This is a genomic window from Chloroflexus sp. (assembly GCF_034431535.1).
Taxonomy (GTDB): Bacteria; Chloroflexota; Chloroflexia; order Chloroflexales; family Chloroflexaceae; genus Chloroflexus.
This window is the reverse complement of record NZ_DAOUDC010000072.1, coordinates 57,049-72,523: the sequence shown is the minus strand read 5'-3', so window position 1 is coordinate 72,523 and position 15,475 is coordinate 57,049. Positions and strand designations below refer to the sequence as shown.

Annotated in this window: 10 protein-coding genes and 1 pseudogene; 2 read left to right on the top strand and 9 right to left on the bottom strand. The window is 60.8% G+C overall.

What is annotated here, in order from left to right:
* Positions 1 to 17 precede the first annotated feature (17 nt).
* Both U9R61_RS17755 and U9R61_RS17750 read left to right on the top strand, forming a co-directional pair.
* Positions 18 to 633, top strand: a pseudogene (locus U9R61_RS17755) (restriction endonuclease).
* 499 nt (positions 634 to 1,132) lie between these two features.
* A complete protein-coding gene (locus U9R61_RS17750) occupies positions 1,133 to 1,678 on the top strand; it encodes a dihydrofolate reductase family protein (RefSeq protein WP_322490146.1) in 546 nt (181 codons plus the stop codon).
* Between the two features lie 81 nt (positions 1,679 to 1,759).
* Here U9R61_RS17750 and U9R61_RS17745 read toward each other — a convergent pair whose 3' ends face one another.
* From U9R61_RS17745 to U9R61_RS17705, 9 genes are all read right to left on the bottom strand, one after another.
* The gene (locus U9R61_RS17745) at positions 1,760 to 2,512 is read right to left on the bottom strand and encodes a hypothetical protein (protein ID WP_322490145.1); all 753 of its coding nucleotides are present in this window, start codon (positions 2,510 to 2,512) and stop codon (positions 1,760 to 1,762) included.
* 319 nt (positions 2,513 to 2,831) lie between these two features.
* The gene (locus tag U9R61_RS17740; protein WP_322490144.1) at positions 2,832 to 3,749 is read right to left on the bottom strand and encodes a hypothetical protein; all 918 of its coding nucleotides are present in this window, start codon (positions 3,747 to 3,749) and stop codon (positions 2,832 to 2,834) included.
* A gap of 161 nt (positions 3,750 to 3,910) precedes the next feature.
* Positions 3,911 to 5,899 carry an ATPase, T2SS/T4P/T4SS family gene (locus U9R61_RS17735; protein ID WP_322490143.1) on the bottom strand — a complete coding sequence of 663 codons (1,989 nt, stop codon included), beginning with the start codon at positions 5,897 to 5,899 and terminating at the stop codon, positions 3,911 to 3,913.
* A 282-nt stretch (positions 5,900 to 6,181) separates the two neighbouring features.
* Positions 6,182 to 7,441, bottom strand: a complete 1,260-nt coding sequence (locus tag U9R61_RS17730; RefSeq protein WP_322490142.1) for a ParA family protein — start codon at positions 7,439 to 7,441, stop codon at positions 6,182 to 6,184.
* 98 nt (positions 7,442 to 7,539) lie between these two features.
* Complete coding sequence (locus U9R61_RS17725; RefSeq protein WP_322490141.1) at positions 7,540 to 8,745, bottom strand: ATPase, T2SS/T4P/T4SS family; 1,206 nt, start codon at positions 8,743 to 8,745, stop codon at positions 7,540 to 7,542.
* 162 nt (positions 8,746 to 8,907) lie between these two features.
* Complete coding sequence (locus tag U9R61_RS17720) at positions 8,908 to 9,714, bottom strand: SAF domain-containing protein (RefSeq protein WP_322490140.1); 807 nt, start codon at positions 9,712 to 9,714, stop codon at positions 8,908 to 8,910.
* A gap of 25 nt (positions 9,715 to 9,739) precedes the next feature.
* Positions 9,740 to 10,252 (bottom strand): TadE/TadG family type IV pilus assembly protein, encoded by a 513-nt coding sequence (locus U9R61_RS17715; RefSeq protein ID WP_322490139.1) that lies wholly within the window; start codon positions 10,250 to 10,252, stop codon positions 9,740 to 9,742.
* Positions 10,253 to 10,261: 9 nt separating this feature from the next.
* Positions 10,262 to 10,672: a TadE family protein gene (locus U9R61_RS17710; RefSeq protein WP_322490138.1), complete on the bottom strand. Its 411-nt coding sequence runs from the start codon at positions 10,670 to 10,672 to the stop codon at positions 10,262 to 10,264.
* A gap of 222 nt (positions 10,673 to 10,894) precedes the next feature.
* Positions 10,895 to 15,364, bottom strand: coding sequence for an SdrD B-like domain-containing protein (locus U9R61_RS17705; RefSeq protein WP_322490137.1), 4,470 nt, complete (start codon positions 15,362 to 15,364; stop codon positions 10,895 to 10,897).
* Between the last annotated feature and the right edge of the window lie 111 nt (positions 15,365 to 15,475).

The following is a 15,475-nucleotide window of genomic DNA, read 5'->3' as shown; positions in this document are numbered from 1 at the left end:
TAGGGCGCTAGAAATGGATGGGTAATAACGCTTTGTTAACATTTTCGTACTATGTGTGCTCGTTGTATTTGACAGGAGCTTCCGGCATGACTCGGCGTTCTAGCACTCGTTCCCGCGCCGTTCGCGAGGAGTTTGACCCGATCAGTGACTTGTTGGCAATTGGGGTGATTTTGGGCAGTCTTTCCTTATCGCTCCCGTTCTTGTGGACGCTGACCGTGATGGTTGCCGGGCTAACCGTCTTCTTCATCAACCGCTGGTTGCGCGAACGGCGCCTCCAGAGGTTGCGCCGCCAGCAGTTGCTCGATCTTTCGCCAAGCAAGTTCGAGCAGCGGGTTGCCCGCTTACTGGAAGATCTCGGCTGGAAGCAGGTCACGATGCGCGGCGGCAGCGGCGATCGCGGTGTTGACATCACCGCCGAACGCAATGGGTTACGCTTTATCATTACAATGCAAACGCTACCCCAAACCGGTCAGGCCAAACTATGTGCGTGATCTGGTCGGCGCGCTGCAAATTCAGCAAGCGGATCGCGCGATTTTGGTCGCAACCAGTGCATTTACCCACCAATCACAACTTGAAGCGCGCGGGCAGCGGGTTGAATTTGTGGGACGACCGGATCCTCTTGCAGCGCATTGACGAAGCGGAACGGCTGCGGGCCACCTAGCAACCGCGCCGCAAACAAGAGAGCACGCTTCGCTACGCCGGTGCGCTGGGCCTGAATCTGATCCTAGCCGGGGTTGCACTCTTGTTTGGGGGCTGCCTATCAGCCACGCTGAAGTACAGATAGAGCAAGCAGCTTCTTTGGCGTAACCGCCAATGCGCCAGCATTCAACCCAATCGTAGCGGCGGCAGCGCCAGCAACCGCCACCGTGTTTAACGGCGGTAATGTGCGGGCCGAGCCAACCTTGAAAGGCACGGTGTTGGATCAGATCCATTCCTATGAGACTGTGATCTTGCTTGGGCGGAGCGCCGATGAGGTCTAGATCCGGATCATCAATCCCCGCCCGCAAGAAGGCTGGGTACATCGCACGCTGCTCACGCTCGATCCAGCGATCGAGGCGACGTTGCCGGTAATCACGCATTGAGGCAGGGAGCAGGGAGATAGGGAATAGGGAAGCTACGAGGAGATTTGGATATGCGCCGAATCCGGTATCAGGTGGTTTGTAGTCTTGACGGGTATATTGCCGGACCACAAGGCGATATCAGTTGGATTCCGGCTGAGCCGGAGATTGATTTTGGCGCATTGCTTGCTGAATTCGATACCCTCTTGATGGGGCGCAAGACCTTTGCCGGCTTGCCGCTCATCGATCCGGAGTATGGCCAGTTGTACGCCGGGAAAGAGTTGGTCGTGGCTTCAACCACGCTCGCGGCGGCTGACCATCCGCACGTGACCATCATCAACGAGCTGAGCCGTCACGCGATCGAACTGTTGCGCCAGCGTCCCGGCAAAGACATCTGGCTGTTTGGCGGCGGCGAACTGTTTCGCCATCTGTTAGGATTGGATATGGTTGATACGATTGAGCTGGCTGTTGCGCCGGTGTTATTGGGCGGCGGCATTCCATTCCTGCCCGCACCGGGGCCATCACGCCGGCTCACGCTCACCGAGCAACGCCGGTATGAACACTCAGGTATGGTCTGGCTGAGTTACCGGATTGAGCCAGCAGTGAATTCAGGAAGCTGATGCGTTGGTTGTTAAAGTACCGGCCCAGCTAATGAATACTGGTATGGAGTGCGGTAGTTAAACTGCCGCACTCCATAGATATCACCACAACGCAAACACTTCGCTGCCCACCACCATCACAAAGAGCAAGTTGAGCAAAATCCCGACCACCAGACTGATCGCAGCCAGCAAAAGCAGGTACATCGTGCGCCGGCGGATGAGACGGCGAAACTCGCCTTGCAACAACGCTTCGAGAGTTTGTTGTTGAGCGGCTAGCACCATCTCGACCGGCGTACCTTCGGTTTCGGCTTGGGCCAGCGCAGCGGTGGCATCGATCAGATCACGGCAACGGTAGCGACGGGCCACCTCGGCTAGCGCCGCAAAGGGACGCATACGCTGCTCTTCACCGAGTTCGATTGCGGCAGCGACCACTTCGCGCATCGGCGCTTGGCGCGGCGCAGCCTGTATGCAGTAACGGCGCAAGAGCATACTCGGCGCTTCAAAGCTGCCAAGAGCAACGCGGATGAAACTAATCAACCCCGGTGTGAGCCGGCGCAACTCTTGCTCCATACGTTCGCGGGCACGGCGCGGCTGGCGCGGCCACACCAAGCCGAGCGCCAAATAGGCCGCCAGCGCCAAGCCGAGCCAGATCGGACCGCCGCTGAGCGCCGCGCCCGCACAGAGCAGGGCCAAAACCGTGCCGCCGGCCTGGCCGATGATCAGTCGTTGCCGTTCGTTGAATGACGGCGTGGCAATGGGTTTCCCGCGCAACACCACACCAAGCGCGGCCAGCAGCGCACCGCACAATGCGGCCAGCAAGGCCGGTGCAGCGGGAGTAGTTAGGACATGAGGCATGATTGTGCTCCTTTCAAGAATGTTGTGCGTATCCGGTTGGTCAGTTCTCTCCGCCGGCTCTGTTTCTGCCAGCCGGAGGTGGTGATGAAGCGGGCCATTGTCGAGTACGGCTGTTGGACTGCCGCTTTGGGTCGTGTGCAGGATTCCAACTGAGACCGTGCGGCAGTTGAACTGCCGCACTCCATAGCTCTGCGGTCGGGAGCGCGCAGCAGCCCACCTCAGACCGCGCGGCAGTTGCGGCAGTTGAACTGCCGCACTCCATAGTCCTGACCGATTTCGCCTACAGACTAGATTTGCCCACCGTACTCGCTCATCCGCCCTAATACTCCACATCCTCCACCCGCGAGAACCAGATGCCGCCAGCGATAGGGGCCAGCAGCGCCAAACCGACAATGACCGCAAAGACCATTCCCAATGGGGTGCTGTAGGCAATGCGCACCCGTTCCCATTGGGTTGCGATCAAGTAGACGGCCATCAGCACACCGGCCCCGCCGACGGCTAAGCCGCTGTAGCGCATCTGGGCCAGCTCGGTGAGCGCCTCTTCACGGCGACGTTCCGAGGCTTGCAAGGCGGCATAGACGGCAGCGCAGCGGCGGGCTTGCAAGTCTTGCGGTTGGTCGGCGACAACAGCGAGGTGGTTGAGCAGGGTAGCATGACGAGCCGCCGAGGTTTGCGCGGCCAACGCCGCAATCACTTGGCGCATGGTAGCAATGCTGCTATCGGCCAACGGCGCACCTTGTTGCCGGATCAGCCATGACCATTCGCTTTGTAACGGGCCGGCGGTCATATCGGCGAGCAACCGCTCGAAGGCAGTACGCAGACCCAAACCGCCGCCGAGCAGAGCGCTGAGCCTGCCAATCGCTGGGGTTAGCTCCCGTTCAAGCTGGTGGTTATAGCGTTGCGCAGCCAACGCAAAACTCACGCGCACCACGAGCGCAGCGGCTGCCGGCGCTGCCGCCAATGCCAACCAGAGCGAACCGACAAAACCCAGCGCCGCGCTCACGAAGACCGCTGCCCCGGTAGCGATAAGTAGGGCCGTTGCCGGTTTTAGCAGGGTTGGCCGCCACACCAAGGCCGGATCAAGCGCCGCCGGTGATCGCCGCTGGGCCAGCCGGGCCAGCCAGCGCGCCAAAGGTTGGCGCAAGACGAAGGTTGACGTCAACGTAATCAGCGCGGCCAACAGCGCCGGCGCTGCTCGCAGCAGCCACGCCGTTTCGGGATGGGTGAGTGTTTCCATAGTGGCTGAACCCTTTCACGCTTCAATCCGTATGAACTTGCTGTTGCCAGCCAGCAGATGGCTTCCCTGTTCGCAGGAGATTACTTCGGGCTAGCTAGCCTTTGCGTTGCACCCCACCTAGCCCTCACAACGAAATCAGAAACCGCACCGTTGCGTTTGCGCTACGCACCTTGCACCTTCAGCGCCGCTTCGCGCATACGCAACGCGGCGGCCACCGGCGTCAATGCCGCTGCGCCGACTTCACCGCTGGTAACGAGCGCATTGAGCGCAGCGTAACGCACGCGCAGCAAGGCCAGCGCCGTCTCGTCGCTGAGGCGCGCCGGTTCGAGGTGGGCCAGCAGATCGAGCGCGTCGCGAGTCCGACTCTGCGCCAATGCCTGCTCAGCGCGTTTAATAGCCACACCGGCCTCGTGATCGGCGCGCTGTCCGGCAGCGATCACTGCTGCCAACGCCGGCCAGCCGCCAGCTGGCGCAAACGCGGCGTACCGTTCGAGATTGGCGCTCAGTTCATCGTACAGCGTTGCCGCAATCTGCCACCGCCGCGCGGCCAAGGCCGTACTGATCTGCTCATACGCGGCACGGGCCGCCTCTGCCGCTTGTTGCTGCCGCTCCGGATCCATAGCGAGCGACTGCCGGGCCGCGTGCGCTAACCGCTCATCGTTGCGCTCGGCCCATGCTCGCCGCAAGATGGCCAATGCGCGCTCGGACACACCGGCTTGGCGGGCCAACGCAGCTTGGGCCAACGCTTCATCAACCACGGCCCGGCTGCTCGCCACGGCGCGGGGTCGCTCGGCAAGCTTGAGCAGCGCCAGCCGTTGCGCCAGCATCTCCGGCGTCTGATCAGCGCCATGCCAGATCAACCGATCGCCATCGGCGCGAGCCGCGCAATGCCAGCGCACCCCTTCAACGGTTGGTTCAACCCACGCTAAGCGGATCAACCTTGGCCGCAAGCCAGCGGCCGTCTCGTCACAGCCATCGAGTAATGCCACCTCATCGATATAGCGGCGTCCCGCTGTGCGGCTGAGATGGATCACGACATTGAAGTTGTCACAAATGTCTTCCAACGCATTGGCGCGTCGGCCCTCGTAGAGATAGGCCCCCGGCATCGCGGCGCAGTCAGCCAACCGGCTCACGGCGCGCAAGGCGGCGCGGGCGTGAATCGTGGTGACTACCGCATGGCCGCTAACAGCAACGGCCAAAATCGCGCCGGCCTCGGCTGCACGTGTCTCTCCCGGCGCCACCAGTGAAGGGGTTTGGCGCAAGACCTCCCGCGCCGCTCGCCCAAAGGCCAGCGGATCGAGACTGGTCTGCACTAGTTCGCGCGTCCACGCCGCATGGCGAACATTGATCTCAAGCGTGTTGTCTTCGATCGTGATCACGTGCGGTTCGCCCGGCCATGAATTGACAATCGCTTCCAGAAGCGCCGTCTTGCCACAGCCGGTCTCACCGGCGATCAGAAACGAGCAGCGAGCGCGTACCAGCAATTGCAGCAACGCAAACAAGGGTTCATCACACGCGCCGCGGCGCAGAATATCAGCCAGCGTCCACGCCGCACGACGACCGCGCCGGATACAGATGAGAGCAGTGTCGTTAGGCGTGCATGGTGGGATCGTCACGTGCATCCGGGTACCGTGCGCAAGCGGCAAGGTGTCTTGCGGGCGGCTGCGGTCGAGTGGCACCGCTAGCCGCGACGCCAGCACCAAGGCGCGATCAAGCGCTTGTCGCGGCGAGCTAAAGCGTTCCGGCGCAAGGGTAAAGTCAGCCCCCTCTTCTTGCACCATAATGCGATCACCGATAATCTTAACCTCTTGGATCCGCTCGTCATCGAGATAGGGTTGGGCCGGCCCCCAACCGATCGTATCGTGAAAGAGGCGGAGTAGGCTGGCATCGTCGGTGGGCAAGCCGGCCAATGGCCCGCCACGTTCGGTTTGGGTACCGATAGCAATCCGCAGCACGCGCAGCACCGCCGGGTCACGCTCGGCAGCCGGCGCTACCGGGTCGAGCAAATCGGGCGGCAGCTCGGCGAGCAGCAGATCGCGCGCCGCTTGCAACGCCGCCGCCGCCGGATCAACCGTTGCCTGCTGCTGCGGCATCAAATCGGCCAACCCACCCTCTTCCAGCACTGTGAGAGGCCGGTATGCAGGATGCATGTATCTCCTCCATGACAGCTTATAGTGGTTCGTATTTGGCTAACCAAGCCGCACGGCTCAGGCCATCGCTTTGGGCAGAAGGCGTCCAGCATGGCTGGGTGCCTTCTGCCCAAAGCGATTCCCGCCGAAAGCGAACGGCATACCCGAAAGAGATCGGTAAAACGGTTCATTAAGCGCATGAGCAACGTTGCGGTTGGCTAGGTGCGTGATTGCAGCGGTGTTGACGCCTCGCGCAATGTGAGGTATTCTCGCACTCCCGTTGCCAACCACGTCACCCCGACATCACGACAACGCCGGCGCAGCAGCGCGCTGACCCAACATCTGTTCGCTCAACCGCGCCCACCAACCAACTCGCGGCAACGGCAGACGCGGCTTCAGTCCGGCATGGGCGCACAGCGCCTCAACTACCTGATGGGTAGCGCGAGCAAACCGGCTTTGCGGACCGAGATCGAGCATCGAGATGTAGCCATCGTGTTCGTCGGCAAGACTGGCGAGCCGTGGTTCGCGCGGCAAGATGCCAAGGGTGCCGATCCGTGGGTAGCGGCGGGCAAAGAGATCAGCCACCATGCTGACCGTCACCGTCACCCCGCGCTCTGGCTCCATAAAGAGCAGTGAGCAGCGTTCGAGCCGTTCCGGAGCCAATTCAGTAAAGTGTTCGAGCATGTGACCGACACCCATGCGCTCGCGGGCGCCGGGCGGGGTGGGCAAGACGACGCTGCCGCCGGCTTGCAAGACATGGGTGGCGTAAGGCCGGCGTAGATAGTCGGGCGGGGTATCAATCAACACCACATCGTACCCTTCCAGCGCCACAATCCCCTGATACAGCCCTTGCCAATCGGGCAGGCGCAGATCGTTCTCGGCCCGCGCTACCGAATACGAACCGATCAGCAGGTCGATCCGGCCCCACCCGTGCTGATTGGCACGAGTGTGTTCAGGTTGAAAGATGAAGGACTGGATACCAGCCGGATTCCAGTATGATGGCCCGCGCTGCACGAGATGGAGGTACGACGGGGCGCTGGCCGGAACACGAAACGCCGGCACCAAACCGGGGTTTGAGATGTCGCTATCCCACACCAGCACATCAAGCCCGCGCCGGCGCAGTCCTTCGGCCAACACGCAGGTCGCGAAGGTCTTACCAATACCGCCTTTCGCGGCGCCAATCGCAATCACCGGTAGGCGCTGCGCACCGCTCCCGCGTCGCCGGCCAAGTTGAGCGCCGATCCAATCGGCTAGCGCCACAGGATTACGTTCAGCAGTCGCCGGTAAACCGGCGGCCAGCGCATCGGGCAACGCTGCCCGCGCCGGGCCGGCCAACCCTAACATCACCCGCGTCCCTACCTGTTGGGCGCGGGCGGCCAGATCCCACAGATCGGCCAGCGGCGTCCCGCGACTATCATCGAGGAAGATAGCATCGGGCGGGCGCGTACCGACCAGTAACCGCTGCACCTGATCGATCCGCGATGGCGCCAATACGGCCACGTCGCGCAACTGCTCAACTTCGGCTTGCAAGCCCTCGATCGCGCTAAAGATGATGAGTTCCATGGGGGTTGCTCCTTTTGAGAATTGATAAACCGCAATCGTTACGGGCGGTTGTAGGGTCATAGCGACGCGATGACCAAAGGCACAGCAGCGCTGTGCCGCTACAACCGTCCCGCTCCCCACCCAGCATTGACGTAGCCAGCCCGCACTAACCGTTCGCTCGCGCGGTCGTAACGGAAGAGCGGGTTGGTTGGGAAGGGATCGCCGCTCTGCCCTTGCGCCCCTTGCGGCAATACCTCTTCGACGGCCATTACACCGCGCTTCCCGTGATGAGTGCGCCCAATCAGCACCACCAGCAGATTCACCACATCAGAGGTGATCAGACCACGCACAATCTGCGCCGCCGCTTGCCCGGCGCCGGTCGTCTCATGGGCCAAGCCGATCAACGCCATCCGCTCCAAATTGCGCAACGCACCCTGCACGGTCGCCGCGTGGATGGTGCCCAAGCTGGGATGGCCGGTCGCGGCGGCTTGCAACATCGCCATCGCCTCGCCACCGCGCACTTCGCCAATGATGATGTAGTTGGGCTTTTGGCGCAAGGCAAACGTGACCGCCCGGCTGAAGCCGCCAGCTTCCGCCGGCGCTTCAATGTGCAAACTGTTCGCACTCCGCGGCAGTTCGCCGCCATCTTCGATCACCACCAACCGCATCCGCGTCCCGATTGCTTGGCTGAGCGCCGCCGCCAGCGTCGTCTTACCGCTACCAGTTGCCCCCGCAATCAGCAGCGAAGCCCCTCCATTAAGCGCAGCCAGCAACAGATCGCTCGCCTCGCGGCTGATCACGTTGCTCTGCACCAGATCGTCGAGCGTCGCCCAACGTTCGGGCAACAGCCGGATCGAAAGGCTAGGGCCGGCTGGCGAGGCCCGCCGACTCGTGAGCGCATAGCGCAAGCCATCCACCACACCTTGCGAAAACGCCGGTACATCGACAAGTCCATCGTGACTGCGCTGCACCAGTTGGCGTTGCGTCCAATCAATCCATGCCGAATGGACCATCACGCCGGTGTTGACCATCATGCCGCGCTGGACGACGAAGAAGGGCGAGTCGGGCGGGCCGTTGAAGAGAATGTCTGAAACTGCGTGTTCTGGATCGCGCCAGATTTCGAGCGGGCCATACCACGCCACCTCGTGCCAGCGGATCGCGCCATCAAAGCCGAGCCGCGCGAAGGCTTCCGTTGGTGGCAGATGCCAACAATCGCGCAAGCGTCCGCTGCGCAGCAGCATGCGCAACTCATCGGCGATAGCGGCGTCGGTGGTTGGCAAGGCAGCCGGCGTGTGCGTCAAAGTATCCCAACCGCTCTGCATCATTAACAACTCCTTCCGTGTTTCTGTGATTGGTTGCCGCACTCCATCATCTGTTCGGGGCGGGCAGCCGCTCCGCAACCCCACTCCAGCTCGGTGTGGGACGGAGAGCGGCAGGCTGCCGCGATCCCAGCACATTGCACTCTGCGTATTGGCCAATGCTAGGGCCTACTTATCACCTTCAGCAGGTGCAACCGGCGCGGTCAACTCGCTCACCGTAAACTGGCCAATGTCAAGCCGTTCGAGCGCAGGCAAGAGTGGCCCATCGCTGCTGTAGCGTTCGCCCCACAGCGGCAGCCCGGCGGCTTGCAAGGCCCAGATCGCATGCGACTGGTACGGGGTCAGTTCGAGGTAGGCCATTTGCGCTTCGGCATCGACATAGAGCACGCGCGCGCCACTGAGCAGGCGACACGCATACGGACGCGGCGGCAAGGGCGACGCCGGAGGCTGCACCGTTGGCGCGCGACCCTCGGCGGCGCTGCGCGCCTGATCACACACATCGGGCGAACCGTTGGGATCGTTGAAGCCGATATTGATCCGATCGTGATGGGTGAGCGGGCCGATTGTTTCGGTGCTGAACGGTACTGGCACCATCCCCGGCGTCAAGGCCTCGCCATTCGGATAGACCGGCTGGGCCGGCGGGCGCTCCATGATCATCGACGGTTGCAATAAATCGTTAGCGGCGAGATTGCGAGTTGCATACTGGCCAACCGCAAGCGACGGCGCACCGATCCCCACGAGTTGGGCCGGACGATGGCGCGGCAGAAGCACTACCGCCAGATCATCGGCGCTGAGCTGCTGGCCGTAGGGGACATCGCGCGCCAGAATGACGACCGGTTCGCTACTCCCAGCTTCCAGAAAAGCTAGAACGGTAAACACAGCGGTGATGATCAAACCGAGGCCGATCAGGATCGCCGGGAGCGGATTCGTACGGCGACGGGTGAGCGCCTGATTGAGAGTGCCAAGAGCGGACATTGCGAGTTCTCCTTTCGATACGAGATTACGGTTGGCCCAAACGATCGATGGTATCAGCCGCGCGGATACGAGGGCGCACTTCACCCAAGCCAAACAATCCACGCATGGTTGGTTGCAATTCGGCGCAGAGCAGCGGCGTTGCACTGGCTACACCGGCGCACGCGCCGCCTTGCGGTAAGACTGTCCAGCGCGCAGTAGCCGACAGCGCAGCCGGATCAATCCCGGTCAATTGCGTCGCTTGCATATTGACCAGCAGAAATTGATGCGCCACTTTGACAATATCCGCACACTGACTGGGAGCGTGAATGGTCACAGCTTGGCACGTGCGGTTGCCGCGCAGCGCCTGCCCATTGCGCGCCAAAGCGGCATACTCGATCTGCTGTACCGCCGAGCGAGTGGCCTGCTGGAGCGCATCTTCCATCACTGCCACCGCCAGCCAGAGATTGGCTAACTCGATCACCACCATCACAAAGAGCACCAACACCGGCAATATCAATGCCAGCAGCGGCAATGCTTGACCTGAACGGCGACAGTGCATGCGGGCCTCCTACTGCTGATCGCGCTCGGCAGCGCGAGTGGCGCGAGCGCGCACCACAATCTCGTCGCCAAAGGGCAATAGGGCGACTGGCGCCCATAGCGCAGCGCGGTACCGCACCTCAACGGTGATCGGGTCATACCGGCGGCATGGCTGGCGCAGGCACGAGATCACTACTTCACTGGCAGTTGGCTCAATCCCAAGGCTGCCGGCCAAGGCTTGATGCGCCGCGGTTTCAGTAACGGTGCGATTGCCGCCGGTCAGCGCGGCCTGATGCGCCGCTGCGCGGGCCGCTTGGCTGACGGCATAGTGGGTCAACAGTATCTGGCCGACCGAGAAGAGACCGACGACCAAGGTCAACAAGATCGGCAAAGCTAGCGCCATCTCGATGAGGGTTTGGCCGCGCTGATGAGCTTGTCGCATCACTCAAATCCTTTCGCTATATCTTGCCCAGACCGAGAATCGCGAACGCCGCAGGTGGGTGGATTGCACGACTCGCCTTTCCCTAAACCACCGCTTGAAAAGAGCATGCCTGAGTCCTCATCACCATTAGGTGGTGAACGATTCCGTGAGCGTTTGGTTTTCATCGTGAAGATTGATTGGCGGCAGGCAGCGCCAACGTTGCCTGCCGCAACGGATGGCCAATTAATTACCCGGCGCAACGAGTGAGCGCGGTGCCAGCAGAGTGATTTCGATCTGGTCGGTCACAAGCTGGCGCGCCGGATTGGGCAGCGGGGCCACCGATACCGGCGGCAGCGGCACACCGCCAATACTGCCCGGCGCTTGATTGACGATCTGCACTTCCAGCTCGATCTGGATCGTGAGCCGGGCGCGACCGAGCACGTCAGTCGTGTAGAGGTAAACATCAGGGCGCATCGCCGGCGCCGGCGGACGGCTCCAGTAGAGATGGATCTGATCGTCGAGATCGCGTTCGCGCAGCACGCTGGAACCGAACTGGTCACGGCTCTGCCCGCCGAGATAGCGATAGATGCAGCCGGTCAGCAGTTGCGAGGTGAGGAGCGGGCGCGCTCCCGGACGGCAACCGGCCATTCCGCGACTATCAGCGGCGCGTGGATCGAAGCGTTGCCCACCCACTGCAACCTCGGCCAAACTCCAACCCACAACGCGCGCTTGGTAGGCATACGGCCACGGCAACGGCTCATCAGCAAAGGTCAGATTTGCCAATTGCGGGGTCAGATCGAGCACTTCACCCGCCGGCCACGCAATCGCCGCGCCATTCGAGAGGTAAATGCCATTCGTCTGGTTCGCATCATTCGCCGCCGGATCAAGCGTCGAGCGAATCGCCACCCGCAGATCACCACTCGCTACGCCGATGGTAGAGGGCGGCGGCACCACATTGATCGTAAGCGAGGCGACGTTATCAACCGGATCATCCGCCGGCGTGCTGGTCGAGATGCGAGCCATCGCCGGCAAGACCGCGCCGGCAGGAACACTCGTCTGCACCACGACCTCGATACTGCCGGCAGCTTGCGGGTTCAGCATCCCTAGATCCCAGCGCAACCGGCGACCGGTTTGGCTCGTAGGCAAACGGCTGGCCCCCACCAGTTGCACATCAGCCGGCAGCTCGAGTTCAAGCGTCGTATTGGCAGCAGCGCGAGTCTGGGCAGGCCGACGATGATACAGGTTGCCGTAGTCAATCGTGTAGGCAAACACGCTGCCCTGCCCGACAATGCTGGCAGGTGCGCGCAACTGCACGAACGGGTTGGGACGCACGATCGTTACCGTGGCGCTGGCCGTGTTATCAGCCTGATACGCGGGCAGTTCAGGGGTGGTCGTCGCAATCGTGGCCTGCGCTGCCAATTGATCGACCGCGATCGTTGCCGGCAGCGTGAGACCAATGTGCAGCTCGCCACTCGCCGCCGGCAGCACATCACCGAGGACACAGGTTAGCTGATAGCCATTGCGCTGGCACATCGGCGGCCATGTGGTGATCGTCGCTGCGCTCGGCGCATCAACCGTAACTGTCACAGCACGGGCCAGCCCATTGCCAAGGTTGCGGTAGCCAACCACCAGCTCGGTCGCTTCACCCGCGGCTGCCGGCGCCGGCGCAAAGGCGAGACTGACCACCGGGTTGGGGCGCACATGGGCCGTGCTTGCCGCCGCCGTATTGTCCGCCGGCGAATCACCGGCAGTCGTGGTCGTGACGGTGGCCCGGTTATCAAGCCGGTCGGCTGCGGTGGGCCGTGGCCGTGTCTGTACACTGACAATGACTTCTTCATTCGGCGCAATGCTGCTGATCGTGCAGCGCAAGGTATGCTGCGCCCCTTCGTAGCGGCATGTGCCCGCCGGTGCGCGCAGGATGCTGGTAACATCAACCTGCGCCGGCAACGGATCGGTGATCGTCACATTGGCTGCCGGTGCGCTGCCACGATTCACCACCCGCAGGGTGTACAACAGGGTATCACCGCTAAGCACAGCCGCCGGCGCTTCTTTGCTGATACTGAGTTCAGCGAGTGTTAAGCGCGTCTGTTGGCTGGCGCTATTGTTGGCCGGATTGTGGTCAGGTGGGTTGGAGCTAATGGTTGCTGTTGCGGTCACAGTTTGGTGCAAACTGGCGCCAATTGCAGCCGGCGCATGCACGCGCACCGCAATCGCACCGGCGGCGTTTGGTTCAAGCCGCGCAAACTGCCAGATCAACGTCGCACCGCTCTGGTTGGGTGCATGGCTGGCACTGAGGAAGGTTGCCCCAGACGGCAGCTCCATCCGCACTTCAACATGAGTTGCCGCAACGTTCCCAGCGCTGCGGTAGGTTACGTTGTAAACCAACTCATCACCGACGACCGCTTCAGCCGTTCCACTCAGCGCAATACTGAGATCGGTTTGAGGTTGGCTCACCAAACCAACATCAATGTCAGACCGGATCGCGCCATAGCCTAGGACAATCACTGCGCTCGCGCCCGTCTGTTCATCGACATCGCTATCAAGCGGGGCATTGCCACCACGACCAAATGGCGCAAAGGCATACCCTTGCGTACCTGCTACGACCACCCGATACTGGCCGGGTTCGAGATTGGCGAAGGTATAGCGCCCCTGCCCATCGCTCACCGTCACTCGTGGGTAAGCATTTATTGCCGGCGCCGAACCGGGCAAGCGTTCGAGCCGCAGCGACACGCCGGCAACACCGGGTTCGTTGTTGTCTTGTACGCCATTGCGATTGAGATCGTGCCACACCCGATCACCGATCATCGCTGGCTGAAATTGGCGAGTCAGGCCAATATCGATGTGACGAATCGTCGCTTCGCGCACTGGCAAAGGCAATGCGGCACCGGTAACGCCATTGCCGGTATGCCGGCCAGCAAACTCAACCACGCCAAAAACCGGATGGGCATCGCTATCGCGACTGTCATCGGCGCCAGCATTTACCGGCGCGTAGACCATGCCGGCTAACGGACGGCCAGCAGCAAATTCGCTGAGTGCCACGCGCAGGTGCAGCGCGCGGTTGGGCGGCACGGCAATGGTATAGCTGCCATCAGCCGCAGTCACCACCTGCCCCAATATCGTCGAACGCACAGGATCAACCACTTCAAGGCGAATCCCGTTTAGCAACGCTTCACCCGCCTCGCGCACGCCATTGCCGTTCACATCGTGCCAAAGCTGGCCACGAATAAAGGCATAGGTGCAGAGCAATTCGAGATCGCCGAGGCCGGGTGCTTTACTTGTACCCGACGGAATCAGCGTCAGTGAAGCTTGCCGATTTCGTTCAGGCAGATGGTAAATCCCCAGACCAGACGATCCGGCGCCGAAGAGACTGGTAGTGACGACGAGTTCTCCTAATGGTGCAGGTATACTCACAATCCCACCCATGTGGTTTTCCACATGAGGAGGCGGGGCCTTGTCAAAAATAACTCGGTTGTCGTTAACCCAATCAGTAGAATGGGCACGGAATAAGAAGTTCGGATCAGACTCTTTCACATGATCGTATGGACGATCGTTGAGTTCAAGCTGCCATTGATTATTGGTTGAGCGATAACTGAGCGTATCACCTTGACTGATCGCAATAAATTGTCTTAATGGTGGATTATTGAAAAATGTAATATCGCCAGTTCGATCGCGAAAACCGAGACGCATTGCTTGCCCATCAGGGCTAAACTCGATGTCAACCAAAAATGGTTGTGGATAATAGATGTGGCTATTGCTATGAATCGGCAACATACGTGAAAAATCATTACTCCATGGGTACCATCCTTGGAAGGTTGCATCAGGATACAGTCGCTTAAGCGCTTGGTCGAACAACGTTCCGCTCAAGCGGCTGTTGAGTTCTGCGGATGTGAGTGACTGGATGAGAACGTGACGCCACGTGCCAGTAGAAACGTTCCACTCTAAAACATGCGCAGATGGTGCATTGATATTGGTAAGACCCACGAATAATCGTGGTGATTCGTCTTCATGTAGAAGAGGAGCAAATTCGAGCGCAAAGGGGCGAAGGAATTGTTGGGTTGGAATATTAGCAGAGACGGTTTGCAACGGAATCGCAATGGGATCTAGTCGTATCGGCATCACCTGTGAAATATCGTAGCGCTCGATCTGGCGCGCAGCGAGATTTACAATGTATAACGTAGTACCATCAGGACTAATCTCCATATCACCTAAACCAGTCTGTCCCACATGTTTCAGAATAGCATCGTCAGCCGAATTGTCATTCGATCGGTCATCACCCACGTCAGGAACGGTAAACGATGGATGCCATTGCCCATCATCAAACCGGTACTCATACACTCCTCCCGGCCCTAACGGGCCAAAACTCGTAAAGCGACGGGTAAATGCTGCAGCAAACACACGTCGCACCCCACTGATTGCCCCATCATCGTAGGCGAGACCATACACCGATCCGATCCCACTATTGACAGCTATCCGATGCTTTGTTCCGCCGGTCGTTGTCCCAATTGGCGCTAGCGCTTGTTTTACCCCGCTCAAGGTAACGCGCACGAGCGCCGGATCATTGGCGGAAACGGGTGCAAAGATGGTATCGGCAAAACAGGTGGTCGCCAACGAGAGATCGCCGTCTAAACAGGCTACCGCGCTAGCAAAATCAGCGTTGCCACTCTGGGCGCGCACTGGCGCCAACGGTGAAGGAGGTAAGAGAGAGCATAGCATAGCCATGATCAGCACGACTAACCAATGCCTATCCTGTGATGTATGGCTGGTAGGATGCATAACACCTCCGGCATTCGTTCTGAGCGCGCACTCACCCATGGCGACGCTCAA

Bases quoted from the DNA above. Each gene is read 5' to 3' on its own strand.
- U9R61_RS17750 (WP_322490146.1), top strand. From the start codon at position 1,133: ATGCGCCGAATCCGGTATCAGGTGGTTTGTAGTCTTGACGGGTATATT.
- U9R61_RS17745 (WP_322490145.1), bottom strand. From the start codon at position 2,512: ATGCCTCATGTCCTAACTACTCCCGCTGCACCGGCCTTGCTGGCCGCA.
- U9R61_RS17740 (WP_322490144.1), bottom strand. From the start codon at position 3,749: ATGGAAACACTCACCCATCCCGAAACGGCGTGGCTGCTGCGAGCAGCG.
- U9R61_RS17735 (WP_322490143.1), bottom strand. From the start codon at position 5,899: ATGCATCCTGCATACCGGCCTCTCACAGTGCTGGAAGAGGGTGGGTTG.
- U9R61_RS17730 (WP_322490142.1), bottom strand. From the start codon at position 7,441: ATGGAACTCATCATCTTTAGCGCGATCGAGGGCTTGCAAGCCGAAGTT.
- U9R61_RS17725 (WP_322490141.1), bottom strand. From the start codon at position 8,745: ATGATGCAGAGCGGTTGGGATACTTTGACGCACACGCCGGCTGCCTTG.
- U9R61_RS17720 (WP_322490140.1), bottom strand. From the start codon at position 9,714: ATGTCCGCTCTTGGCACTCTCAATCAGGCGCTCACCCGTCGCCGTACG.
- U9R61_RS17715 (WP_322490139.1), bottom strand. From the start codon at position 10,252: ATGCACTGTCGCCGTTCAGGTCAAGCATTGCCGCTGCTGGCATTGATA.
- U9R61_RS17710 (WP_322490138.1), bottom strand. From the start codon at position 10,672: ATGCGACAAGCTCATCAGCGCGGCCAAACCCTCATCGAGATGGCGCTA.
- U9R61_RS17705 (WP_322490137.1), bottom strand. From the start codon at position 15,364: ATGCTATGCTCTCTCTTACCTCCTTCACCGTTGGCGCCAGTGCGCGCC.